This is a genomic window from Miniphocaeibacter massiliensis, from assembly GCF_900232905.1.
GTDB classification, from domain to species: Bacteria; Bacillota; Clostridia; order Tissierellales; family Peptoniphilaceae; genus Miniphocaeibacter; species Miniphocaeibacter massiliensis.
Genome location: NZ_OCTQ01000001.1, coordinates 389,635 through 414,792, shown reverse-complemented (window position 1 = coordinate 414,792; position 25,158 = coordinate 389,635). Strand labels below are relative to the sequence as shown.

The window sequence follows — 25,158 nt, the reverse complement described above, 5'->3', positions numbered from 1 at the left end:
TCGCCATTTTTTATTATACGGAGGTGTGAGGTATTAAAGAATTACAAATTAATGAAGAGATTAGAGCAAAAGAGGTAAGGTTAATTGATGCTCAAGGTGAACAAAGAGGTGTGGTTTCCATTAGAGAAGCTAGAGATTTAGCAAATGAAAGTAAACTTGACTTAGTAAACATTGCTCCAATTGCTAATCCTCCAGTTTGTAAAATAATCGATTATGGTAAATATAGATATGAAACCATAAAAAAGGAAAAAGAATCTAAGAAGAAACAAAAAACTATAACAGTAAAAGAAATTAGACTTAGACCTAATATCGATAAACATGATTTAGAGGTAAAGGCTAAGAGAGCAAATGAATTTTTGTCAAAAGGCGACAAAGTAAAAGTAACTGTAAGATTTAGAGGTAGAGAACTGGGACATACAGGTATGGGTAAAGACTTATTAGAAGTTTTTGCAGGACTAATATCAGAGAATGGTGTAGTCGAGAAAAGACCTGCTATGGAAGGTAGAAGTATGATTATGATACTTAACTCTAATATAAATAAATAAGGAGGACTATTATGCCAAAAATGAAAACACATAGAGGTTCCGCTAAAAGATTCAAAAGAACAGGAACTGGCAAATTAAGAAGATTTAAAGCTTTTAAGAGCCATTTAACAGCTAAAAAATCACCAAAAAGAATAAGAAACTTGAGAAAAGGTACTTTAGTGAGTTCAGGAGATCAAAAAAGAATCAATCATATGATTCCTTAATTATAAATAGGAGGTAATTAAACATGGCAAGAGTAAAACGTGGTGTAACATCACACGCTAAACATAAAAAAGTATTAAAAGCTGCAAAAGGCTATTATGGTTCAAAATCAACTTTATTCAAAACTGCTAACCAAGCAGTAATGAAATCAATGACATATTCATATATTGGTAGAAAGCAAAGAAAAAGAACTTTCAGACAATTATGGATTGCTAGAATAAATGCAGCAGCAAGACAAAACGGTTTAAGCTATAGCAAATTTATGAATGGACTTAAAAAAGCAAATATAGATATTAATAGAAAAATGTTATCTGAAATGGCTATTAATGATCCAGCGGCATTTACTAAATTAGTAGAGATTGCTAAAGAAGCATAAAAAATCCCTCTAAGGGGGTTTTTTTTTATAATGTTTTAATGAATTTCAGGAAGGGAAAATGAAAAGTAGAAGGAAAAAGATAATAGATAACCCATCATTGTACTTAGCTTTAGGATTTTTATCAGTAATATTAATAGGTAGTATACTTTTAATGCTACCTATATCTTCAGCAAATGGTACAGCAACTAATTATTTAGATTGTTTGTTTGTCGCAACTTCTAATGTTTGTGTAACAGGGCTTACAACAGTAGTTACAGCAACTCATTGGAGTACATTTGGTCATGTTATAATAATTACTTTAGTTCAAATTGGAGGACTTGGGTTTATGACAATGGCTACATTTATGGCTTTATTATTGGGGAAAAGAATAACATTGTCTTCCAGATTAGTAATAAAGGAACAGTTAAATGCTGATACTATGAAAGGATTAGTTAAATTAATAAAATATGTTCTTTTTTCTACCTTTATAATTGAAGCAATAGGAGCATTACTTTTATCAATCACTTTTATTCCAGAATTAGGAGTAAAAAAAGGAATTTGGTATAGTATATTTCATTCTATTTCTTCATTTTGTAATGCAGGTTTTGATATAATTGGTCCATCTAGTTTATCAAAATATAGTTCAAATTCTCTTATAATACTGACTGTAAGTATATTGATAATACTTGGAGGACTTGGATTTAATGTATATATGAATATAACAGCATACAAATTTAATTTCAAAAAATATTCTTTACATGCAAAAGTTGTTATAGTAGGTACAATTATAATGATAGTGTCAGTAGCACTAGCTATTTTTATAATAGAATATGATAATGTAGGTACATTAAAAAATTTAAGTATGAAAGATAAAACACTAGCCTCATTTTTTCAGTCAGTAACTTTAAGAACAGCAGGTTATTTTTCTATAGATCAAGCTGCATTAAATGATAGCAGTGCTATAATTGGAATATTTACAATGTTTGTTGGGGGTGGACCAGCTGGTACAGCTGGAGGTGCTAAAATTTCTACAATAGCATTAATTGTTGCAGTTGTAATTAACGAAATAAAAGGTAATGAAGATATTGTAATTTTCAATAGAAGAATTAGGTTTGACTTTATAAGAAGAGCAATGACAATAGTATTTGTATTTGCATTATGGATAATAGTAGTTTCTTTAATAATCTTAGTGATAGAGCCTTTTGGTGCAGTAGATATATTTTATGAAGTTACATCAGCAGCAGCTACAGTAGGCATAAGCAGGGGAATAACTTCAGAGTTAACTACTATTTCAAAGATACTGTTAATATTAACTATGTATGCTGGCAGAATAGGAATGCTGACATTAGTTTTTGCTTTTGCTAATAATAAAAAGAAGAAGAAATACAAAGAAGCTTATGGAAATATTATTTTAGGATAGGTGAATTATGAAACAAATAGTTGTAATAGGTTGTGGAAGATTTGGAAAAGCTTTGGCATTGAAATTAGTTGAATTAGATCAAGAGGTTTTAGTAATTGATCAAGATGAGGATGTTATAAATGAAATAGCTCCTTATGTCACTCATGCTGTTGCTGCTGATGTTATAGCAGAAGGGGTTATGGAAGATTTGGGTGTACAAAATTTTGATGTAGTTGTCATAGGAATGAGCTCCAATTTTGAAGCTTCAGTATTAGCTACAACAGTAGCAAAAGAACTAGGAGTAAAATTTGTAATAGCTAAAGTTAAAGATACTGCTCATGGCAAGATACTTAAAAAAATAGGTGCAGACGAAGTAATAATTCCTGAAAAAGAATCTGGTCTTAGACTAGCTCATGTTTTAACTAAAAATAGTATAGTAGATTTTATAGAATTATCTGATGAATTTAGTATGATAGAAGTGAAGGCACCTAATATTTGGGTTAAGCATAAAATTGAAGATCTTGATATTAGAAATAAGTATAAAATAAGTATCATTGCTATAAGAAATAATACAGGAACACATATAAATCCAATTTCTAGTTCTATAATAGATAAAGAGGATATATTGTTAGTTGTTGGAAGAACAGAAGATGTTGAATCTTTAGTAGACATAACAAATGATTAAAAAGATTTCGAGTAAAGATAATAAATATTTCAAGAAGATAAAAAGCCTCAAGAGGAAAAATTCTAGAGTAAAAAATAAACTATTTTTAATCGAAGGTAAGAAAGTTTTTGTTGAGGCATTAGATTCAAGGGTTAAAATAGAAAGCATTTTTGTAAAAGAAGATTTTAATATTAATACACTAATAGACACAAACCTAGATATTTTTATATTAGAAGAAAATCTATTTAAAGAGCTTACAGACATGGAAAATCCCGAGGGAATAATTGCAGCTTGTAAAATAGAAGAAAGTGAGAGATTTTCCAAAGAAGAAAATATTATAGTTTTAGATGGAATAAGAGATCCTGGTAATATGGGCACAATTATACGGTCAGCAGAATCTTTTGGTTATAAGCAAATAGGATTAATTAATGATTGTGTAGATATTTATAATTCAAAAGTTATAAGGGGGTCAATGGGATCGCTCTTTAGAACTAATATAATTAGCCTAAATTTAGAAAAATTAAAAGAAATAAAGAATACACATAAATTGTATTGTATGGCTTTAGAAGAAGATTCAGTTAGTATTTATAATATGACAGAATCTGAAAAACATGCTATAATAATTGGAAATGAGGCAAATGGAGTTTCACAAGAAGTCTTAAAGATTTCAGCTGAAAAAGTGATAATTCCACTATCAGGAAATGTAGAGTCACTAAATGCTGGTGTAGCAGCTTCAATAACAATGTTTTATTTTAATCAAATAATTACGCAGATGGAAAAAAAGACAATTAGCAGTTAATAGAGAGCTATGGGGTGGTGTAACATAGTAATTGCATTGTAAATATTCACTCCTGAGTACTCAGTTAATACTGAGCGTTAACTAACGATATATAGTTTCAAATTAAGTGATGTTTTCATAATTTGGGTGGTACCGCGGATCTTCCGTCCCATTTTGGGATGGAAGATTTTTTTATGATTATATTAGGGAAAACCTAAATAATTATAGTTGATAAAATAAAGCATTATATGAAGAAATAGGAGGAAAAATGAAAGAACAATTAAGTTTAATTAAAGAAAAAACTATAGAAAAAATTGAAAAAGTAAAATCCTTAAAAGAATTAGAGAATATAAGGGTAAGTATTCTTGGTAAAAAGGGAGAACTTACATCAGTTTTAAGAGGAATGGGAAAACTTTCAAAAGAAGAAAGACCAGTTATGGGACAGTTGGCTAATGAAGTTAGAGAAAAGTTAGAAAAATACCTTTCTGCTAAAAAAGAAGAGCTAGTAAATGAAGTAAAAAAAATAAAAATACAAGAAGAAAAAGTAGATGTTACTGCAACTAGAGGATCTTTAGAAATAGGACATAGACATCCTTTAAATAAAACAATGGAAGATTTAGAGGATTTGTTCCAGACAATGGGATTTTCTATAATTGACGGTCCAGAAGTAGAAACTGTTAAAAATAATTTTGATATGTTAAATTCACCAAAAAATCATCCATCTAGAGATTTAACAGACACTTTCTATATAAATGATGATATTTTACTTAGAACCCATACATCTCCAGTTCAAATAAGAACAATGTTAAAAAATAAACCACCAATTAGAATGGTTTCTGCTGGAAGAACGTTTAGGTTTGATGATGTAGATGATACACATTCACCAATGTTTCATCAAATAGAGGGGTTAGTTGTAGATAAAGGCATAACAATGGCTAATTTAATAGATACATTAGATGTATTTATTAAAGAGTTTTTTGGAAGTGATATGAAGACTAGATATAGACCACATTATTTTCCATTTACAGAACCATCAGCAGAGGTAGATGTTTCTTGTTTTGATTGCCATGGAGAAGGATGTCCTTCTTGTAATTATACAGGATGGAGTATGGAGTTATTAGGATGTGGAATGGTTCATCCAAATGTATTAAGAAATTGCGGAATTGATCCAGAAATTTATTCGGGATTTGCATTTGGAATGGGAGTAGATAGAATTACAATGGTAAGACATGGAATAGATAATATTCGTCTACTTTATGGAAATGATAAGAGATTTTTAGAGCAATTTTAGGAGGAAATAATGTTATTACCAATAGTTTGGATGAAAGAATATATAAATAAAGATTTAGATTTAATGGAGTTGGTAAATAAAGTAACATCAACAGGTTCTCATGTTGAATCTATAGATAATTTAGGAGAAAATTTAAATAATATAGTAGTAGCTAAAATAATAAGTATAGAAAAACATCCTAATGCTGACAAATTATCATTAGTAAAAGTAAATGATGGTACTGGAGAAGTTGATATAGTAACTGGAGCAAAAAATATGAAAGAGGATGACTTAGTAGTATTTGCTAAAATAGGTGCTAAACTTCCAAATGGACTAGAAATCCAACCTGTTGATCTTAAGGGAATAATATCACCAGGAATGCTATGCTCATATGAAGAATTAGGATTTAATGATAAAGTTGTTCCAAAGAATTCTCAAGAAGGAGTAATAATTCTAGAAAATGGTACGCCAGGACAAAGTATAGTAGAAGCTTTGCAAATAGTGGATCCTGTTATAGAATTTGAAATAACTCCTAATAGACCAGATTGCCTATCAATAATAGGCATGGCTAGAGAAGTAGCAGCAACTTTTAATAGTAAAATAGAAATACCAAAAATAGAATTAACTACTGAGATTGAAAATATAGAAAAATATTTTAACTCTGTGGAAGTAGAGTCTGATAATTGTTTAAGATATGTAGGAAAAATTGTTAAAGATATTGTAGTTAAAGAATCTCCTCAATGGATGCAAAATTATTTAATGCAAGCAGGAATGAGACCTATAAATAATATAGTAGATATTACAAATTATGTATTATTAGAATTAGGTCAACCACTACATGCTTTTGATATTGAACATTTGGCAGATAAAAAAATAATTGTTAGACAAGCTATGGAAGAAGAAAAGGTAACAACATTAGATAAAAAAGATAGACAATTATTATCTTCTGATCTAGTTATAGCTGATGGAGAAAAAACAGTAGCTATAGCAGGGGTTATGGGAGGATTAAATAGTGAAATAACAAATGACACTAAAACAATTTTAATAGAATCAGCTGTATTTAATAGTGAGTCAGTAAGGTTAACATCTAAACGACTTGGATTAAGAACAGAAGCATCTCAGAGATATGAAAAAGGAATAACTCCAGATATGTGTAAGTATGCGGCAGAGAGAGTGTGTGACTTAATCGAGAAAACAGACTCGGGAACAGTAGTAGCTGGTTGTTATGATGTTTACAAAGTACCACAAGAAAAGAAATTCATAGATATAAATTATAATAAAATTAATGAGATATTAGGTACAGAAATACCTAAAGAAGAAATAATAAAATATTTTGAAATCTTAGAATTTAAGGTAGATGTTGTTGAAGATAATTTAACAGTAGAAGTTCCAAATTTTAGAATGGATATAAGCATTAAAGAAGATTTAATGGAAGAAATAGGAAGAATGTATGGATTTCACAATATAACTCCCAAACCATTAAGTGGAGATTTATTAAGTGGTAAAAAATCAGAAAAAAGGCTTCTAGAAGATGAATCTAAAGAAATTTTGACTAGATTAGGTTTATATGAAGCTACAACATATTCTTTTATTAGTAGAAAAGCATATGATAAAATATTAAAAGAAATTGACGATAATGAACTTGTTATTTTAAAAAATCCACTAGGTGAAGATTTTAGTGTTATGAGAACTACACTTATTCCAAACATTTTAGAGGTTTTGGATAAAAATAGCAAATTTAAAACAGAAGACTTTAAAGTTTATGAATTGGGAAACACATTCCACGCTTTTGACAAAAATGAGTTACCTAATGAAGTAAAAAAAGTTGCTATAGGAATGTATGGGAAATATGATTTTTACGATATAAAAGATATAGTGGTAGTTTATTTGAATCAATTAGGAATAAAAAATTTAGAGTTTAAAGCGTTAACAGAAAATAGAACATTTCATCCTGGAAGATCTGCATCTATAATTTACAATGGAGATATATTAGGAGAAATTGGAGAAATAAGTTATGAGGTAGCAGAAAACTATAATATTTCTTCAAGAGTATATATTGGAGAACTAGATTTATCTATTATAATGAAGTATATAAATAAGGACAAAAAATACAATACTATAATAAAGTATCCTAGTATAGAAAGAGATTTAGCAATAGTTGTAGCTAGAAACCTTGAAACTGCACAAATAGAAAAAATAATATACAAAACAGGTGAAGGTTTAGTAAAAAATGTTAAATTATTTGATATTTATACAGGAGATCATGTAAAGAATACAGAAAAAAGTTTAGCTTACAGAATTGTATTTCAGTCTTCAAAAGGAACTTTAAAAGAAGAAGAAATAAATAAAATTATAGATAATATATTAGAAATACTACAAAGAGATTTAAATGCAGAATTAAGGAGTTAAATATGCCTGAAAAAAACAAAGTTGATATAAAAATTTTTGGACATATATATACTATAAAATCTGATAAGTCAGAAGAATATGTACAATGTATAGCTGACAAAGTGAATGAAAAAGTGTCAGAACTTAGAAGAGAAAATCCTAAATTAAAAGAGATGATGCTTTTAAATTTAGCTCTTTTATATTTTTCAGAAGAAAATTTAAAGATTGATGAAAAATACAAGGAATTATCAAAAAAAGCAGAAGTTCCTTTAAGAGAGTATAATTCAGTATTAAACAAAAATGATACTTTAGTTAGGGAAATAACAAAAACTGAAGAAGATAACAAAAACTTGAAAAATTCTATTTCAAATTATAAGACAAAAATAGAAGGACTAGATAAAGATATAAAAAAACTTAACGATGATGTTAGTAGAAAAGACCAAGAAATAGAAAAAATAGAAAGTGCTTTAAATGATGTAAGAAAAGATTATACAGAATCATTAAAGTTAATTAATTCACTTTATAAGGAATTAGAAGAAATAAAAGGTAAGGTTTTATAATTGAAAGATTATGATTTTGAAGTTTTAGCTCCTGTAGGTAACAATGATATGCTCATTGCTGCAATTAAAGCAGGAGCTGATGCTATTTACTTAGGTGGTAAACTATTTAGTGCACGAGCCTATGCGGAAAATTTTACAACTGAAAATATGAAAAATATAGTGAACTTGTGTCATAAAAACAATGTAAAGGTATATGTTACAGTTAATACTTTACTTCATGATTATGAGTTAAATGAAGCACTAAATTATGTTATTGATTTATATAATTCTGATGTAGATGCAGTGATAATACAAGATTTAGGATTATTAAAATTAATAAAACAATATTTACCAGATATGGAAGTTCATGCTAGTACTCAAATTAATATATATAATTATTTTGGGGCAAAAATGATGAAGGAGTTAGGTTTTTCAAGAGTTGTACTTGCAAGAGAAACACCTATTGATGAGATAAGATATATTTCTGAAAATGTAGATATAGAGTTAGAAGTATTTATTCATGGTTCTTTGTGTGTGGCAACATCTGGTCAATGCTTAATGAGTTCATACATTGGAGGAAGAAGTGGAAATAGAGGTAAGTGTGCTCAGCCATGTAGAAAGGAATACCAAGTATATGATTCTAATTTTGAAATAGAAAGTAAAGATAAAGATTACAAATCTTTTTTAAGCCCTAAAGACTTATGTACAATAGATACAGTTGTAGAACTTAGAGATATAGGTGTTAAATCTTTTAAAATTGAAGGTAGAATGAAAAAGCCAGAATATGTTTATTCAGTTGTAAAAACATATAAGTCAAAATTATTAAAAGAAAAGATAAATATAGAAGTTTTGGAAGAAGTTTCTAATAGAGGATTTACAAAGGGGTTACTAAACTATGACTATGGTAAAAATTTTATAGAAATAGATAGGAAAAGAAATAAAAAAGGTATTGAAATAGGTGTAATTGTATCTCAAAATAACAAAACTGGAATATTACTATATAAACAAGTCTACAAGGGAGATATTCTACTAATAGAAACAAAGAAAGGCAAAGTAATTCAATATACATTAACAGATGATTACAAAGCAGGAGATATTATATTTGAAAATTACTTTTATGATGCAAAAATAAAAGCTAAAGTAAGAAGAACTAGTTCTATAAAATTGAAAGAAGAACTAAAAAATAAAGTCATTGACTACAAAAGAACAATAGAATTTAAATTTATTGGTAAAATTGGAAAAAATCCCAGACTTTATGCAAAATATAAAAATTTAGAAATTGAAGATGAAGTAGAACATACAATTTTACCAGCTATTAGTCAACCAATGGAGAAAGAAAAAATATCTGAACAACTCTCTAAATTAGGTAATACTGACTATACTCTTAATAAAATAGAATTTGATATAGATGAGAATATATTTATTCCTGTAAAAAAATTAAATGAACTCCGAAGAGAAATTATCATAGAGTTAGATAACTATATTAATAATTTTAATGATAGAGAATTTAAAAATTATGTTACAATAGAGTTTGAGAAATTAAAACATAGGAAAGAATCAAATACTTTAATTAACATAGAATACATTAATATAGATAAAGAAATAGATAATGAATTTGGCGAAATATATTCTAATTTACCATTAAAAAATACTAATAAATATTATTTTAAAATTCCAAGATTTTCAACAACTGACAATTTGTCTAAGTTAGAAAATGAAATTGCTGAAATAGAAAAAAATATAGAAGGATTTTTAGTAAATAACATAGGAGATATTGAATTTATAAGACAAAAATTCCCAACTAAGAAAATAGTAGGAGATTTAGGATTGAATGTTTTAAATTCAAAAACTTATAAATTTCTTGAAGATTTAGGTTTAGAAAGAATAACGCTATCTACAGAATTAAACTTAGATGAAATAAATAGTATGCTACCATTTATAAATACAAATTTTGAAATTATAGTATATGGATATTTAACATCAATGATAATAAGAAATTGTCCATTTAGTAGTATAAAAGGTTGTAAGAACGATTTAGGTTGCAAATCTTGTAAGTATTCTAAAAATCATTATTTAAAAGATGAAAATAATGAATATTTTTTAGTAAATAGGTACAATAATTATAGTGAATTATATAATAGTAAATTATTAAATAGTTATGATTTAATAGGTAATATTAATTTTGAAAATAGTGGTAATATTAGGTTAATTATAAATGAAGAAGATGCTAATTTAATAAAACTATTTAATAATAAAATAAATAAAAACAAAAATGGAAAAAACTTATTTGATATGAACAAATATACAAAAGGACATTTTAATAGAGGAATAAATTAAGAATGAATGAAAGAGCATTAAAAGTACTAGAATACAATTTAATAATTAATAGACTTGTAGAATACACTAAGTCAAATTTAGGGAAAGACATTTCTAGAAAGTTAATGCCTACTACAGACATAGATATTGTAAAAAAAACACTAGAAGAAACAGAAGAAGCCTGTAGTTTAATATATGCTTTTGGTAATCCTTCTATATATGAAATAAATGATTTTATATTGCCCTTAAAACATGTAGAAAAAGGTGGAAGTTTAAATCCTAAAGAACTTTTAGATGCAGCAACTTTATTAAGGTCTGTAAGAGAGGTAAAAAAATATTTAGGAGAAACAGAAGAAAATAATATTAAATATCCTATTATTTACAATATGATTTTTAATTTGATACAATTTGATAATATTGAGTCGAATATTTCAAGTTCTATTATTTCGGAAACAGAAATTAGTGATAATGCAAGTTCTGAACTTAAAAGAATCAGAAGAGAGATACAAAATAAGACAAGCGCAATAAGAAACAAATTAAATAGCATATTAAAATCTCAAAATTCAGAGAAATTATTACAAGATTCTTTTGTAACCATTAGGGATGGAAGATATGTAATACCGGTTAAGTCTGAAAATCGAAGTTTTGTAAAAGGAATAGTGCACGATCAATCATCATCAGGAGCAACTGCTTTTATAGAGCCAATGGCAGTAGTTGAGCTTAATAATGATATTAGAATATTAGAGTCAAAAGAAGCTGAAGAAATAAAGAAAATACTAAGAAATCTATCAATTGAACTTTTTGAAATAAAGGATCAATTGATAGAAAATCAAAAAATATTATCTTATATGGATTTTGTTTTTGCCAAGGGTAATTTAGCGATAGAATTAGAGGGTACTAAACCAGAAGTTAATACAAATGGTATTATAAATTTAAAAAAAGCTAGACATCCTGCTTTAGACAAGAAAACTGTAGTTCCGATAGATGTGTATATAGGAAAAGATTACAATACGCTTGTTATAACTGGACCAAATACCGGGGGTAAGACCGTTACTCTAAAAACAGTAGGATTATTAACATTAATGGCTCAATCAGGTTTGATGATACCTTGTAATGCAAATTCAGAAATAGCGATATTTAATGAAATTTTTGCAGATATTGGAGATGAACAAAGTATAGAACAATCGTTAAGTACTTTTTCTTCTCATATGACAAATATTGTAAATATACTAGAGAATTTACAGTATAATTCACTAGTATTATTTGATGAACTAGGAGCAGGAACAGATCCAACTGAAGGAGCTGCACTTGCAATTGCAATATTAGAAAGATTATTAAAAAAGAATATAAGGACTATGGCAACAACACATTATTCTCAACTAAAATTATTTGCATTAAATACCAAAGGTGTAAAAAATGGCTCAGTTGAATTTAATGTTGATACCTTAAGACCGACATATAAACTTACAATAGGAATACCTGGAAAGTCAAATGCATTTGAGATTTCAAAAAGATTAGGACTAGGTGAGTCTATAATAAATGAAGCAAAAGAATTGATTTCAGAAGAAAATCAAAGTTTTGAAGATGTACTATCAAAAATTGAGTATGATAGAAAGCAAGTAGAAGAAAGCAAAAAGAAACAAGAAGAACTTGAAAATGAAATAAAAGAAATAAAGTTAAAATTACAATTAGAACTGGACAAGGCAAAAAACACAAGAGAGAAAATAATTGAAGAAGCTAGAGAAGAAGCTTATAATATTATCTTAGAGGCAAAAGATTCTACTAAAGACTTAATTAAGCATTTGAAATTCTTAGAAAAAGATGCAGAAAAAAATATTGCTAAAGAAGTAACTTTAATAGAGAAAGATTTTAGTGAAAAATTAAAGAAAAATACTTCTAATAAGAATTTATTGGAAACATCTAACAATTCTAAGAAAGAAATTTCAATAGGAGATGATGTTGAAATACTTGGAATGAATGAAATTGGGGAAGTTATAACAAATCCAGACAAAAAAGGAGATATTCAAGTTCAAGTAGGTATTATGAAAATAAATGCTAACATTAAAAACTTAAGGTTAGTTGAATCCAAGGATGAGAAAAAAGCTAGTAATAATATTAAAAATATAATAAAAAACAAGAGTAGCAAAGAAGTAAATAGAGAATTAGACTTAAGAGGTCTAAACATTGAAGAAGCTATTTACGAAATAGATAAGTTTATAGACGATGCCTATATAGTTGGACTTAAAGAAGTTGTACTTATACATGGAAAAGGAACAGGTGCTTTAAGGCAAGGAGTTCAAAAATATTTAAATAGAAATAAGCATGCAAAATCCTTTAGAATAGGTAGTTACTCAGAAGGTGGAACAGGAGTTACTGTCGTTGAAATTAAATAGTGAGAGGTTAAAATGATAGATTTTAAATTAAAAGTTGCAGATAAAATTGAAGAGTTACAATTAGATATGAACAGAGAAGAAATTATTTCACTAATAGAAATCCCGCCTAATGCTGAAATGGGAGATTATGCTTTTCCGGTATTTAGATTTGCTAAGGTTTTAAAAAAAGCGCCTAACTTAATAGCTGAAGATTTTGTAGGAAAACTATCAAATGGAGAATATTTTTCAAAGATTTTAAATGTAGGTCCATATATAAATTTTTATGTTAATAATTGCATTCAAATTAAAGAAGTATTAGAAGAAGTAGTGAATAATAAAAAATTTGGATCTAAAAGCATAGGAGAAGGAAAAAATGTTGTTGTAGAATTTTCTTCTACAAACATAGCTAAGCCTTTTCATATTGGACATTTGAGATCAACAGTTATAGGAAATTCTATAAATAATATACTAAAATATCAAGATTATAATACTGTATCCATAAACTATTTAGGTGATTATGGAACACAATTTGGTATGATGATTTCTGCATATAAAAAATGGGGAAGTAAAGAGCAAATAGACAAAGATCCTATAAATGAACTACTTAATTTATATGTCAAATACAATAAAGAAGCTTCAGAAAATGAAGCTTTAATGGATGAAGCAAGATATTGGTTTGATAGACTAGAGAAAAAAGACGAAGAAGCAGTTGAACTTTGGCAATGGTTTAAAGATATTAGTCTAAATGAATTTCAAAGAGTATATAAGCTTTTAGGGGTAAGTTTTGATAACTATAATGGCGAAGCTTATCATTCTCAGTTTATGGAAGATGTTATAAAAGAGTTAGAAGATAAAAATTTGTTAAAAGAATCAGATGGAGCTATGATTATAGATTTAGAAAAATATGATCTACCTCCAGTATTAATTAAGAAGAGTAATGGTTCTAGCACATATATAACTAGAGATATTGCAACAGCAATTTATAGAAAGAAGACATATGACTTCTACAAAAATAATTATGTAGTTGCTTCTCAACAAAGACTGCATTTTCAACAATTGATAGCGGTGCTAACAGAAATGGGATACGAGTGGGCAAAAGATTGTGTACACGTATCTTTTGGTATGGTTTCGATGAAAGATGGAGCTATGAAAACAAGAGAAGGGAAAGTGGTGTTTTTAGAAGATGTTTTAAATAAGGCTATAGACAAGACTAAAAATATTATTGAAGAAAGAAATCCTAATCTTGCAGATAAAGAAAAAGTAGCGAAAGAAATAGGCGTTGGTGCTATAATATTCCAAGATTTGTTCAATAATAGAATAAAAGATTATGTATTTGATTGGGATCAGGTGCTTAATTTTGATGGAGAGACAGGACCTTATGTTCAATATGCAAATGCTAGAGCATCTACAATATTAAATAAAGTTAATTTTAAGTTAATGGAAGATGTTAATTATAACTTACTAAAAGAAAATGAAGAGATAGCCATAGTAAAACTATTGGATAATTATGGAAATGTACTAGAAAGTGCAGCAAACAAATTAGAACCTTCATTTGTAACAAGATATGCGGTAGAACTTGCAAAGGCATTTAATAGATTTTATAATTCTTGTCCTATTAATTCAGCTGAAGAAGATTTAAAAAATGCAAGATTATTATTAACATATGCAACAAAAGTTGTTTTAACTACAAGTTTGAATTTACTTGGAATAGCAGCTCCAGAAAAAATGTAAGACTAGTTTTACTAGTCTTTTTTAGATAGGTGAAATATGAAAATATTACTAACATCTTTAAATACTAAATACATACATAGCAATATTGCTATACAGTATTTAAAGTCAACAATAGAAAACAAATATGAAGTAAAAACTATAGATTTTACTATAAATCAAAACTTAGATGATATTATTTATGAAATAATAAAAGGTAATTATAATATTGTAGGCTTTTCAACATATATATGGAATATAGAACAAACCTTAAAAATTTCTAAAAAAATAAAAAAAATTAATAATAAAATAAAAATAGTACTAGGTGGACCAGAAGTATCCTATGATTCTAGGAATATTTTAAAAGAAAATAAATTTATAGACTTTATTATGTGTGGAGAAGGAGAAACCACATTTCCTATACTAATGGATTATATTAATGGAGAAAAAATAGATTTACCTAGTGGTACACTAGAAAATAAAGAATTTGAAATATTAGGGAATGAAATATTTCAAACAATAAATGATTTAAAAGTTTCAGAGTTTGAATATACAGAAAAATATTTAAAAGATAAAAAAATTGTATACTATGAAACATCCAGAGGATGTCCATATAATTGTGAATTTTGCCTTTCATCTTCAACAAAAAAAGTAAGATATTTTAATTTAGATAGATGTAAAAGTGATATTGGTAAATTTATAGATTTAAAAGTTCCATTAGTTAAATTTATAGATAGAACATTTAATTTCAATAAAGAACATGCACTGGAAATAATAAAATTTATTATAAATAATGATAAAGGTTATACAACGTTCCATTTAGAAATACATCCAACATTAATAGACAATGATTACTTAGAGTTATTTAAAATTTCTAGGAAAGACTTATTTCAATTTGAAATAGGAGTGCAATCAACAAATATGGAAACATGTAAAGCAATTAAAAGAGTTGGAGAGTTTGAGGATATAAAAAGAGTATGTGAAAAACTACTAGCTTTCGATAATATACATTTACATTTGGACTTAATAGCAGGTTTGCCATATGAAAATTATAAAAGTTTAAAAAAATCATTTAATGATATTTTGTCAATTAGACCAGATAAATTACAGTTAGGATTTTTAAAAGTATTAAAAGGCTCGGATTTATGGTTGAAAAATAGAGAATACAAGATAGTTTATGATGATTATCCTCCTTATGAGGTAATTTCTACTAAATGGATTAGCTATGAAGGACTACAAAAAGTGAAAGAGATAGAAGAACTTGTAGATAAGTATTATAATGAAAAAAATTTTTATAATACCTTTGAATATATTGTAAAAAATTATTATAAAGATGATTTTTCATTTTTTGAAGAATTTTCGAAATTTTGGGAAGAAAGAGGCTATTATTTAATAAATCATTCAAGGGATAGTTTATATAAAATATTATTAGAATTTGTCATAGAGAAAGAATATGAAAATATAGATATTATAACTGAGTTATTGATACATGATTATATTATGGTTAATAGAAAAATACCATATTTTTTAGAGCCAAATTTAATAGATAAAAATTCAAAACATGAGATTTTAAAGAATGATGACATACTAAATATTTTACCTGAAAAATACAAAGAAGTTTCTACAAAAAAATTAGTAAAAAATATTCATATTTTAAAGTATGAAAATGATATAATTAGACATTATAATAAAAATCAAAAAAAATATTTAATTATGTTGTATGATATATATAACAGCAAAAATTATGATGTTACCCAAAAATATGAGGAGATAATATGAACTATATAAATGATTTTATTAATGTACAAGTTATGGCAATAAAAAATACATTTAAAAGATTTAGATATATTATTATTGTTGCTTTTGTTATAATTGCAGGATCTTTGGCAATAAATGTAGTGTCAAATCTACTTGGAGGTTTAATGCCTACAGGTAGTATGTCAATAGTAATAGGAACTGCAATATATTTGTTAGAGTTATTTGTATTATCAATAATAATGAGTGTGTTAACTGTTTCTATTAAGGAAAATACTAGTTTATCAAGTTTTATATCTTTAAATAACACTCAAATTTTTTATAAATTGATACAAATAGGATTTATATTTTATATTGCAAATCTTGCACTTGGTCTTATGGGGTTATCAAAGATTTATATTATAGTGTATCCAGCTCTATTAATTTTATTTAATGCAACACCAGAAACTATTTATTTAGAAAATTATGATGGAATAGGAACTATAATAAAATCAGTAGAATTTTTGAAGAATAATATAATAAACTGGGTAATACCAAATGTTGTTATATTTGGAGTTATTTATTTACTTAATATTAATTATATATTACCCTTTGGGATGTATTTTGAAAAAGACATCAAATCAGTATTAATAGTATTTGGGAAAATAGTTGTTTATAGTATATTTTTGATATATAGAGGAAATTTATTTGAGATTTTAAATGGTTCCTCAATGAGAAAAAGAGAATATATGAGGAAGTTTAAATAATGGAAAACATTAATAATTATTATATTGATAAAAGAGAAGAATTATTATATTTAGAATTAAAAAATAATTCCGAATATAAATTTCCACTTCCGATTTTGAAAAAGGATTTTGTAGAAGAAATAAAAAATGATACATTTAATGAAAAAATAGAATTTAAATATTTTTTTAGAGGTATGATATTTAATATTTCAGTAGATCCAAACTTTAAATATTCAAAAGAATACTTAACTTTACTAATTAATAAAATTAATAAATTAGAAAAAACTGTATTAGCTGAATCGTTGTTAGAACTAAAAGAAGATGTAGAAGTAGCGAGTATATTTTTGAAATTCAACTATGATAATTTTAAAGATGCAGAAAGTAACTATTATTATGCGAGTACATTGTTAAATTTATATTCTAAAAATCAAGAGGAATATTTTAAAGATAAGTCAGAAGAAGTTTTAAATAAAAATATAGTTATAGATGACACTTATCCTTTAACTTATTTATTATTAGGGGATATAGAGGAATCTAAAGGTAATTTAGTAAAGGCTAAATTATATTATAAATCTGCAAATAAATTCATCAATAACTTAGAAAACAATGAAGTATTATTAAAAGAGCTTAAAACAAGACAAACTAATATAGAAGAAGAGGCTTTTTATAGCGAAATTAGAGAGTCTTTAAAATATTCTAGGTATTATGAAGTAGTAAATAAACTAGAAAACTTAGAAAAAGAAGATTTTGAAAAATACTACTATCTAGGAAATGCATATTTAGGTCTTACAAATTATGATGAAGCTTTTAAAAACTATGAATTAGCAAATAGTTATAAAGAAAAATCAATAGATTTTTATGTGGATTATAGTTATTTCTTAGCTGAAATAGGAAAAGTAGGATTAGCATTAGAAGTAATAGATGAAGGCTTAGAGAATCATGAAGATAATGAAAAATTATTGTTTAACCGAGCTTTAATATATATAAACATTAACAAAATAGAACAAGCAAGAGAAGATTTAACAAATATAGTTCAATATTATGATATTTCAGAAGATATATTTAATAATTCAATGATATTATTAGAAAAAATCCAGGATTTATAATTACTTTATAAGTCCTGGATTTAATTTATTTAATAGTTCTAAGGCTATTAAGATATTGTATCTAGATTTTGAATCTTCTAAGTCTAAGTCAACTAATTCATTTAATTTATTAATACGATATACTATAGAATTTCTATGAACATCTAATTGTTTAGACGCTTTAATTAAAGAGCGTTCCTCAATTAAGTAAAAATATAGAGTTTTCAAAAGCTCTGTTTTTTTATTTTTATCATGATCCATAACTGTCTTAAGTTCATTTGGTATTAATAAATCTATGAAATTATTAGAAACACACATGTTAAATATAAGGTCAGGCAAATACTCTTCTAAATTATCAGTATATTCCAAGTTATAGTTAATTATATAAGTTGCTAATTCATAAGCTTTATAAAAATCTAATAAATTTCTACCTAAATTTAGAAAAACTCGTTTTAAATTATATTTATCTAAGTATACTTCTATTTCAGATCTTATTTTATTGATGTTTACATGAGATTCGTTAATTACAAGCATAAGATAATTATTATGAATAAGAGAATATAAATACATAGGGTGATCTAGAATAAATCTATTTCCATGAATGAACATATCTCTATATTTAAATAAACCACCATCTATTTGTACAAAATATACTTTGTAGCTGTCATTTATTTTCCAATTAAGTATATCTAGATTTTTAGCATCTTCTTCATTAAAGGTATTATTTGATAGATTTTTTAATGTATTATAAAAATTATCTTTTGATACCATTAATTGGCTTAAGTTATCATATATATAATTATTACTAATATCCAAAATTCTATTAATTTCATCAGAGTAGAAATTATTTATATTTTCAAATGCTAAATAACCGTAAACTCTTGAAGTTGTTGATCGTTTTACCTTTAAAGGATAAGTATTGTTTACTTTTTTAAAGTCAAAAATGTTGTATAGCAACTTTTTATTGCTGTTTAAAACACATACATTAGAATTAAATTGTTTTTTTATAGATCGTAGTAATTCATTAATTCCTTTATCTTTAGTAATGATTTCATATATTGAAATTATAAAGTTATTGTAATCATAAATTGCTTTATTTAATATGCTGAATATTACATTTTTATTTGTTAAATCAGTATATATATAATTTCCTTTGTTAGAATTTATTTTTTGACTATTGTGATTATAAATCAAATAGTTTCCTTTTATATCTTCTAAATTATTAAGTTCATTAAAGCTAATTATATTAATAACGTCTTTTTCATTTTGAAAATCATATATACGAATAGTTTTTATATTATTGTTTAAATTAATGTTTATATCTTGTACTTTAAGTTCAGGCAAAATTGTCAAGTTATATAAATCCATAATAAACCTCTCCTTATTACATATTACTAGTATAACATAGTTTTATACTTGCTAAAATATCAATAATTATATAGAAATAAAAAGTTTAAAGTATTATAATATATGTTATGTAAAATCAAGAGGTACAATATTGAAATCGACAGCATTAATTTTAATGGTAATAACAGTAATTTCAAAGATGTTAGGATTTTTAAGAGTTTCACTTCTTGCCAAATACTTTGGAGCAGGTACTGTAGCATATGCTTTTAATTTAGCATCACAGTTCCCAATAGTTATTTTCAGTTTTATTGCAGCAGGAATATCTACAGGTTTTATCCCTACATATAAAAGATTAGAAAAAAAGAATATCTAATAGTAGATATATTTACAAATAAATTACGAAATGTATCTATAATAATAAGCATAGCTTTATTAATAAGATGAATAAATTTAAAGATACTATTTTATCTTCTATTAATTACATAAACATTTTAATATATCCTGCTCTTATAGGAATGACTATATTTGCAAGACCTATACTTAATTAGGCATATGAAAGTGGTTCAAACTCTAGTAGCTACACTACCACTTAAGTTTCATGCATTAGGATTGACAGGTGTTGATTTAGGTACTTAAATAGTGGCATATACAGATTCAATGCTATTATTTTAAAGTTGAGGAAAAAGATAGGAAAATTAAACAATATTAGAAATTTTGTTATAGAAAATGCTACAATGATAATTTCAAGTCTTAGTATGGGAATAATATCATTTTTAGTGTATAATTCTTTAATGGGCATTATAACTACAACATTGAGTTTAATAATTGCTGTAGTACTTGCAGTCATGATATATTTTGTATGTTTATTAATACTAAAAGTTAATGAATTACACAATATATTAAATAGTATTAAAAGAAAATTTAGTAAAAATATAGGAAGCAAATAAGCTTCTTTTTAAATTCTAATATTTATATTAGTAGTTTTAGGAGGATTTATGAAATCGACAACGATTATTTTAATGATAATTACAATAGTATCTAAAGTAATTGGTGCATTGAGAGAGTCTGTGTTATCTAGACTTTTTGGAACTGGAGCTGAAGCAGCTGCATTTAACTTGGCAATGACAATACCGGTTGTTGTATTTAGTTTTATTTCAGTAGGTATAACAACGGGGTTTATTCCAACATATAAGAGATTAGAAGATAGAGAAGGTTATCTAATAGCAGATAGATTCACAAGTAATCTTGGAAATATAATTTTTATACTAAGCTTATTCTTAATGATTATATGTCAAATTTTTTCTAAGCAATTAACATATTTATTTGCCTTTGATTTAGAGCCAGAAGCTAGGGAATTAGCAATTCCATTTTTGCAAATAACTTTTTTAAGTTTAATTCCAACAGCAGTAGCTACTGTTTATAGAGGATATTTAAACTGTAAAGGTGAATTTATAGTACCAGCAATTCAAGGGTTTATATTAAACTTTTTTATATTAATATCTCTATTTTTGGGGAAATTTATAAACATATATTTTTTGGCTATAGGACTTGCTTTTGCAACTTCAGTACAGTTTATACCATATATCCCAGCTGTAAAAAGAAAAGGATTTATTTGGACTAAGGTATTAAATGTCAAAGAAAGAGAAATTAAAGAGATGTTGATTATGGCTTTACCAGTAATACTTGGAGTTTCTATAAATCAACTAAATGTTATGATTGACAAAAACTTGGCTTCTATAATACTTCAATCTCAGGGTGTTACTATAATGAATTATGCCGCTAAGTTGAGTGAATTTGTAAATGGAATAGTAATAGTATCAATAGGTACTGTAATTTATCCTACACTAAGTAAAATAGCAGGAAGAAACAATATAAAGGAATTCAAAAAAACTGTTCTTGAATCTCTAACATCCATGAATATATTAGTATTTCCAGCTATGACAGGATTAATGGTTTTGACATACCCAATAGTAAAATTAGTTTATGAAGGTGGAAATTTTAAACCAGAAGATACTGCAATAACAGTACCTTGTTTGCTTTTTTATGCAATGGGGCTTGCAGGAATTGCAATGAGAGATACCTTTTCTAAGGCATTTTATAGTTTAAAAGATACAAAAACTCCAATGTATAATTCTATAATAATGATTATTTTAAATATAACTATTAGTGCATTGTTTTCAATTGTATTTAAGTGGGGACTTGTAGGACTTGCATTTGGAACAACAGTAGCAGCTTACTATGGAGCGATAACATTATTCATTAAATTAAAGAAAAAAATTGGTAAATTTGAAAGAACAAATGCATTTAAACGTGAAAATTTAAAAATGTTAGTTTCTAGTTTAGTAATGGGATTAGTTTCTTTTTTAGCATATAATTTAGCTTTGAAAATTATTGGAAGTAGTAATTTAAGTTTGCTCATAGCAATAGTGATTGCAGGTCTAACTTATTTTATAATGTTAGTAGTGTTGAAAGTAAAAGAACTACATTCTTTATTAAATAGTTTTAAATCAAAAATGAATAAGAGAAATAAGTAATTGACTAAAAAAATTTATAAGTATATAATCAAAATATATTAAATACATTGAAAAGAAGGGTATTTTAGATAAGTGTAAAATAGAGAGGTAAGGGTTGGTGAAACTTACTTTGCATACTAAAATGGACATCTTGGAGTAGTAAATCCGCTAGTAGCGTTAAAACAAACAAGAGAGGTTTACCTAATTAGGGTGGTACCGCGAGAAAATTATAAACTCGTCCCTTTGTGGCGAGTTTTTTTATTGTAAATTTTAGGAGGATAATATGGAAACAATGGGAAATTTGAGAAGAAGTCATATGTGTGGGGTCTTAAGAGAAAAAAATATTGGTGACGAAGTTATAGTTATGGGATGGGTTGCAAAAGAAAGAAATCTTGGAAGTTTAATTTTTGCAGATATTAGAGACACAACAGGAATAGTGCAAGTAGTTGTAAATGAATCAGATGATGCTGAAATGTTTAACAAAGCGAAAACAGTTAGAACAGAGTATGTTGTAGCAATAAAAGGAAATGTACGTGAAAGACAATCAAAAAACCCTAATATACCAACAGGAAATATAGAAATAGTAGCATCTGAATTTAAGATACTGGATACTGCAGAAACTACACCAATTTATATAAAAAATGATGATAATGTATCAGAAGAAGTAAGGCTTAAGTATAGATATTTAGATTTAAGAAAAGAATTTTTACAAAATAATTTAAAATTAAGAGCTAAAACTTCTAATATAATTAGAAATTTTATGGCAGATAATGATTTTATAGAAGTTGAAACACCTTTTTTAGGTAAACCAACACCAGAAGGAGCTAGAGATTATTTAATTCCTTCAAGAGTTAATCCTTTTGAATTTTATGCACTTCCTCAAAGTCCTCAATTAATGAAACAATTATTAATGATTTCAGGAATGGATAGATATTATCAAATAGTTAAATGTTTCAGGGATGAAGATTTAAGAGCAAATAGACAACCTGAATTTACTCAAGTAGATATTGAAATGTCTTTTGTAGATGAAGAGGATGTTATAGAAATAAATGAGAGACTTTTAAAGAAAGTATTCAAAGAAATAAAGGGAATTGATTTAGAAATTCCATTTAAGAGAATGTCTTACGAAGAAGCTATGAATAATTATGGTAGTGATAAACCTGATTTAAGATTTGGGTTTGAGTTACACGATATTACAGATATTGTAAAAGATTCAGAATTCAAAGTGTTTTCTTCATGTGCAAAAGAAGGATATTCTGTTAGAGGTATTAATATCGGTGAATATCAAGCAGAATTTTCTAGGAAGAAAATAGATGCACTTCAAGAATATGTTAAAACTTACGGTGCGAAAGGATTAGCATGGATTAAAGTAGTAGGAGGAGAAATTACTTCTCCAATTCTTAAATTTTTAAAAGAAGAGGAACTTAGTGCATTAATAGGTGAATTTAAAATAGAAGCTGATGGATTAATTTTAATAGTTGCAGATAAAAATTCTGTTGTATATGATTCTCTAGGAGCATTAAGAAGACATATTGCAAGATCTTTAGATTTATTGAGAAATGATGAATTTGTATTTACTTGGATTGTAGATTTTCCATTATTTGAATATGATGAAGAAGAAAATAGACTTGTAGCAAAACATCACCCTTTTACAAAGCCAAAAGAGGAAGATATTGAATTTCTAGAGTCAAATCCAGAAAAAGTTAGAGCTAAAGCTTATGATATTGTAGTAAATGGAGATGAGTTAGGCGGAGGTTCAATAAGGATAAATAATAGCAAATTACAAGAGAAAATGTTTAAAGCTTTAAAATTATCAGAAGAAGAAATAGAAAGTAAATTCGGTTTCTTTGTAGATGCTTTAAGATATGGAACTCCACCACATGGAGGATTAGCTTATGGATTTGATAGGTTAATGATGTTATTGTGCGAAACAGAGAATATTAAAGATGTAATAGCATTTCCAAAAACACAGTCAGCTACAGACTTATTATCTGAGGCGCCAGCAGAAGTTGATGAAAAACAGTTGAAAGAAATCCATATAAAGTTGGATAAGTAATAAATGGAAAGAAAATTTTTACAAAGAACAGAGCTTCTAATAGGAAAAAGTTCAATAAGCACCCTTTTAAACTCCAAAGTAATAGTCTTTGGAGTTGGAGGAGTTGGAGGATATACAGTGGAAGCTTTAGTGCGTTCAGGTATTGAAAATATTTCTATTGTAGACTATGATACAGTTGATATAACAAATTTAAATAGACAAATTATTGCATTAAATTCGACAGTAGGAAAATATAAAGTAGATATTTTTAAAGAAAGAATAAAAGATATTAATCCTTTATGTAAAGTTAAAATATTCAAAAAAAAATTAGTGCCAAAAAATATTGAAGAATTTAGCTTAAAGGAATATGATTATGTTGTTGATGCAATAGATAATATAACTTCCAAAATTGCTTTAATAAATTACTGTTATAATAATAATATAAATATAATATCTTCTATGGGAGCTGGAAACAAGTTAGATCCTACAAGATTCAAAGTTTCAGATATAAATAAAACAAAAGAATGCCCGATGGCGAGAGTGATAAGAACAAAGTTAAAAAAAATTGGAGTAAAAAAACTAAAAGTAGTATGGTCAGATGAAAAAACTTCTGGGAGCACAATGAGAAACGAAGAGTTAGGGAAATCATCTCCATCAAGCATAGCTTTTATTCCTTCGGTAGCTGGACTAATTATAGCTGGAGAAGTGGTTAAGGATTTATATACAAGAGGTGATTAAATGGAACAAAAAGGCAAAGTAATAGGAATAGAAGATTCTTTTGCTAAAATTTTTGTAATGCGTTCTAGTGGATGTGGGGGAAAATGTGATTCATGCTCAGGATGTAGTGCAGAAAATCAACCAATTATAGTAAAAGTAAATAATGATGTAGATGCAAAAATAGGAGATGAGGTTATTTTAGCTACTCAAAATGGCTTAATCTTCAAGTATTCTTTATACATGTACATTATCCCGTTATTTTTCTTTGTATTTGGGATAGTTAGTGGTATAATACTATTAAGTGAAAATAACGTTACCAATTATGAAATACTAAGTTTCTTTATTGGGCTAGTATTTTTACTAGCATCATTATTGTTATTAAAGTTTTTAGATAAAAAGTTTTTTAATAAAAATAATGATGTAATAAAAATAATAAAAATTATTTAA

At 26.5% G+C, this 25,158-nt stretch carries 21 protein-coding genes and 1 other annotated feature; of the genes, 20 read left to right on the top strand and 1 reads right to left on the bottom strand.

Translation table 11 applies throughout. The features are described 5' to 3' along the window. Positions 1 to 32 precede the first annotated feature (32 nt). From infC to CS899_RS02035, 15 genes are all read left to right on the top strand, one after another. Positions 33 to 545 carry a translation initiation factor IF-3 gene (gene infC, locus CS899_RS02105; protein ID WP_099203310.1) on the top strand — a complete coding sequence of 171 codons (513 nt, stop codon included), beginning with the start codon at positions 33 to 35 and terminating at the stop codon, positions 543 to 545. An 11-nt stretch (positions 546 to 556) separates the two neighbouring features. Further along, positions 557 to 748 carry a 50S ribosomal protein L35 gene (rpmI, locus tag CS899_RS02100; protein WP_099203309.1) on the top strand — a complete coding sequence of 64 codons (192 nt, stop codon included), beginning with the start codon at positions 557 to 559 and terminating at the stop codon, positions 746 to 748. Positions 749 to 771: 23 nt separating this feature from the next. Further along, a complete protein-coding gene (rplT, locus tag CS899_RS02095) occupies positions 772 to 1,122 on the top strand; it encodes a 50S ribosomal protein L20 (RefSeq protein WP_099203308.1) in 351 nt (116 codons plus the stop codon). A gap of 58 nt (positions 1,123 to 1,180) precedes the next feature. Further along, a complete protein-coding gene (locus tag CS899_RS02090; RefSeq protein ID WP_099203307.1) occupies positions 1,181 to 2,521 on the top strand; it encodes a TrkH family potassium uptake protein in 1,341 nt (446 codons plus the stop codon). Between the two features lie 7 nt (positions 2,522 to 2,528). Then, a complete protein-coding gene (locus tag CS899_RS02085) occupies positions 2,529 to 3,185 on the top strand; it encodes a potassium channel family protein (protein ID WP_099203306.1) in 657 nt (218 codons plus the stop codon). Next, on the top strand, positions 3,178 to 3,963 hold the full coding sequence (locus tag CS899_RS02080) for a TrmH family RNA methyltransferase (RefSeq protein ID WP_099203305.1): 786 nt from the start codon (positions 3,178 to 3,180) through the stop codon (positions 3,961 to 3,963). Before CS899_RS02085 ends, CS899_RS02080 begins: the two co-directional genes overlap by 8 nt. Before the next feature lie 247 nt (positions 3,964 to 4,210). After that, positions 4,211 to 5,233 carry a phenylalanine--tRNA ligase subunit alpha gene (gene pheS, locus CS899_RS02075; protein ID WP_099203304.1) on the top strand — a complete coding sequence of 341 codons (1,023 nt, stop codon included), beginning with the start codon at positions 4,211 to 4,213 and terminating at the stop codon, positions 5,231 to 5,233. 9 nt (positions 5,234 to 5,242) lie between these two features. Further along, a complete protein-coding gene (pheT, locus tag CS899_RS02070) occupies positions 5,243 to 7,621 on the top strand; it encodes a phenylalanine--tRNA ligase subunit beta (protein ID WP_099203303.1) in 2,379 nt (792 codons plus the stop codon). Between the two features lie 2 nt (positions 7,622 to 7,623). Beyond that, positions 7,624 to 8,160: a cell division protein ZapA gene (locus tag CS899_RS02065; RefSeq protein ID WP_099203302.1), complete on the top strand. Its 537-nt coding sequence runs from the start codon at positions 7,624 to 7,626 to the stop codon at positions 8,158 to 8,160. Beyond that, complete coding sequence (locus CS899_RS02060; protein ID WP_099203301.1) at positions 8,161 to 10,476, top strand: U32 family peptidase; 2,316 nt, start codon at positions 8,161 to 8,163, stop codon at positions 10,474 to 10,476. Positions 10,477 to 10,478: 2 nt separating this feature from the next. After that, positions 10,479 to 12,848 carry an endonuclease MutS2 gene (locus CS899_RS02055; RefSeq protein WP_099203300.1) on the top strand — a complete coding sequence of 790 codons (2,370 nt, stop codon included), beginning with the start codon at positions 10,479 to 10,481 and terminating at the stop codon, positions 12,846 to 12,848. 12 nt (positions 12,849 to 12,860) lie between these two features. Continuing rightward, positions 12,861 to 14,558 carry an arginine--tRNA ligase gene (gene argS / locus CS899_RS02050; protein WP_099203299.1) on the top strand — a complete coding sequence of 566 codons (1,698 nt, stop codon included), beginning with the start codon at positions 12,861 to 12,863 and terminating at the stop codon, positions 14,556 to 14,558. 36 nt (positions 14,559 to 14,594) lie between these two features. Further along, positions 14,595 to 16,313 (top strand): B12-binding domain-containing radical SAM protein, encoded by a 1,719-nt coding sequence (locus CS899_RS02045; protein WP_099203298.1) that lies wholly within the window; start codon positions 14,595 to 14,597, stop codon positions 16,311 to 16,313. Next, complete coding sequence (locus CS899_RS02040; protein WP_099203297.1) at positions 16,310 to 17,035, top strand: hypothetical protein; 726 nt, start codon at positions 16,310 to 16,312, stop codon at positions 17,033 to 17,035. The genes CS899_RS02045 and CS899_RS02040 overlap by 4 nt, the downstream gene beginning before the upstream one ends. Beyond that, positions 17,035 to 18,120, top strand: coding sequence for a tetratricopeptide repeat protein (locus tag CS899_RS02035; RefSeq protein WP_099203296.1), 1,086 nt, complete (start codon positions 17,035 to 17,037; stop codon positions 18,118 to 18,120). The genes CS899_RS02040 and CS899_RS02035 overlap by 1 nt, the downstream gene beginning before the upstream one ends. Here the strand turns inward: CS899_RS02035 and CS899_RS02030 are convergent, their stop codons facing one another. After that, positions 18,121 to 19,467 (bottom strand): helix-turn-helix domain-containing protein, encoded by a 1,347-nt coding sequence (locus tag CS899_RS02030; protein WP_099203295.1) that lies wholly within the window; start codon positions 19,465 to 19,467, stop codon positions 18,121 to 18,123. Between the two features lie 130 nt (positions 19,468 to 19,597). On the opposite strand from CS899_RS02030, the gene CS899_RS02025 reads away from it, so the two are divergent. The 5 genes from CS899_RS02025 to CS899_RS02000 all read left to right on the top strand — a co-directional run bounded on the left by CS899_RS02025 (position 19,598) and on the right by CS899_RS02000 (position 25,158). Continuing rightward, positions 19,598 to 19,819 (top strand): hypothetical protein, encoded by a 222-nt coding sequence (locus tag CS899_RS02025; RefSeq protein WP_099203294.1) that lies wholly within the window; start codon positions 19,598 to 19,600, stop codon positions 19,817 to 19,819. Positions 19,820 to 20,441: 622 nt separating this feature from the next. After that, positions 20,442 to 21,980 carry a murein biosynthesis integral membrane protein MurJ gene (murJ, locus tag CS899_RS02015; protein ID WP_099203292.1) on the top strand — a complete coding sequence of 513 codons (1,539 nt, stop codon included), beginning with the start codon at positions 20,442 to 20,444 and terminating at the stop codon, positions 21,978 to 21,980. Between the two features lie 38 nt (positions 21,981 to 22,018). Then, positions 22,019 to 22,205 (top strand) — a binding site (T-box leader). Positions 22,206 to 22,242: 37 nt separating this feature from the next. Next, positions 22,243 to 24,015: an aspartate--tRNA ligase gene (gene aspS / locus CS899_RS02010; RefSeq protein WP_099203291.1), complete on the top strand. Its 1,773-nt coding sequence runs from the start codon at positions 22,243 to 22,245 to the stop codon at positions 24,013 to 24,015. A gap of 3 nt (positions 24,016 to 24,018) precedes the next feature. Beyond that, positions 24,019 to 24,732 (top strand): tRNA threonylcarbamoyladenosine dehydratase, encoded by a 714-nt coding sequence (locus tag CS899_RS02005; protein ID WP_099203290.1) that lies wholly within the window; start codon positions 24,019 to 24,021, stop codon positions 24,730 to 24,732. After that, positions 24,733 to 25,158 carry a SoxR reducing system RseC family protein gene (locus CS899_RS02000; protein WP_099203289.1) on the top strand — a complete coding sequence of 142 codons (426 nt, stop codon included), beginning with the start codon at positions 24,733 to 24,735 and terminating at the stop codon, positions 25,156 to 25,158. It abuts the gene before it with no gap.